General features: G+C 72.7%; 2 protein-coding genes. Both read left to right on the plus strand.

Features of this window, described 5'->3' with window-relative positions; all coding sequences use genetic code 11:
* Positions 1–149 precede the first annotated feature (149 nt).
* The gene (locus ETD85_RS64295; RefSeq protein WP_170247519.1) at positions 150–953 is read left to right on the plus strand and encodes a hypothetical protein; all 804 of its coding nucleotides are present in this window, start codon (positions 150–152) and stop codon (positions 951–953) included.
* A gap of 143 nt (positions 954–1096) precedes the next feature.
* A partial coding sequence (locus ETD85_RS62295; RefSeq protein ID WP_206059657.1) for a hypothetical protein occupies positions 1097–1369 on the plus strand: 273 nt, incomplete at its 3' end.

The following is a 1369-nucleotide window of genomic DNA, read 5'->3' on the forward strand; positions in this document are numbered from 1 at the left end:
CACCGGCACCCTGGTCACGGAGTCCGCCGTCCGCAGCGCCAGCCGCACGGTGCGGCTGTCCACCGGGCGGATCTCCAGGACGACGGTCCGCCCCGCCGCCGTACGCCGGATCGGCTTCCTCTGTCCCGCCCCCGGGTGGGCAGTTCGCGGTGCCGGGGAATCAGGACGGCTGGGAGCCGCTCAGGTTGCGGGGGCGCGCGCCGGTCTGGCGGCGCCCTTCGGTGCTCGTGAGCTTGGCGGCGGCCGCACTCGCCCTGGCCGCGACCTGGTGGATCGTCGCCGACCGCTCGTCCACCGCCAACGAGGCCGCCCAGGCGGGGCAGGGCAACGTCCCGGCGGTCGCCACCACCGGCCAGGAAGGCGGCGGCGCCACGTCACCAGAGACGCCGGACCCGACGGACGACGCCGCCTCTCCCGGCGATACGGATGCCACCGGCGACACCGGCGAGACGGCCTCCCCCGATGCCACCGGCGACGCGGCCTCGCCCGGCACCACCGGTGACGACCCGGTCGCCGCCCAGCAGGCGAAGGCGATGAGCGACCTCCTGTCCAGCAGCAACTCCGCGCGCTCCAGCCTGTCCGACGCCATCGCGAGCGCGAGCGGCTGCCGGGCGGAGGGGGTGGACAGCATCCGGGACATCACCACGAGCCGCCGCGACCAGCTCGCCTCCGCCAAGGCGCTCACCGTGACCGCGCTCCCGGACGGGGCCGCGCTGAAGGACGCCCTGGTCGACGCGCTCGACGCCTCCCACGACGCCGACGCCGCGTTCCTCTCCTGGGCGCGTCGCTACGTGGGCGGCGGCTGCACGGGACCCATCGCCGACGATCGCGACTACCAGCGCGGCCTGGCGAGATCCGAGGCCGCGCAGACGGCCAAGACCCGATTCGCGCAGGCGTGGCGGACGGTCGCGGAAACGTACGATCTCACCGCCTGGAAGCCCGGCCAAATCTGACGCCCGCCGCATTTTTCGCCATTTCGGGCATCCGGTCATATACCAAATCCGGAAATATGGGATTTTGCTGAGGAAAGCCCTATCCAAGTCCGGCAGCACGTCGGAGACTGGGCGTTCCGACCAGCGATGAGAAGGAGTTCGTGATGATCGTTACGCGCTCTCTGTTCAGGTTGGCGGTCGGCGCGGCGGCAGGCTACCTGTTCGCCGTCCGCCCGTGGCACCTCCGCTGGGGTGCGGACGACAGTGAGGTCCACGGGGGCATGGCCGGTGACGACCTCATCCGGGTCCCGCAGCACCAGGCCACCCGCGCCGTCACCATCGACGCGCCGCCCGCCACGGTCTGGGCCTGGTTGGTCCAGCTCGGCGGCTACACCCCGGGTTACGGCCACGCCCCGCCCCCCAGCCACCCACAGAGC

It is taken from the genome of Nonomuraea zeae (genome assembly GCF_005889725.1).
GTDB classification, from domain to species: Bacteria; Actinomycetota; Actinomycetes; order Streptosporangiales; family Streptosporangiaceae; genus Nonomuraea; species Nonomuraea zeae.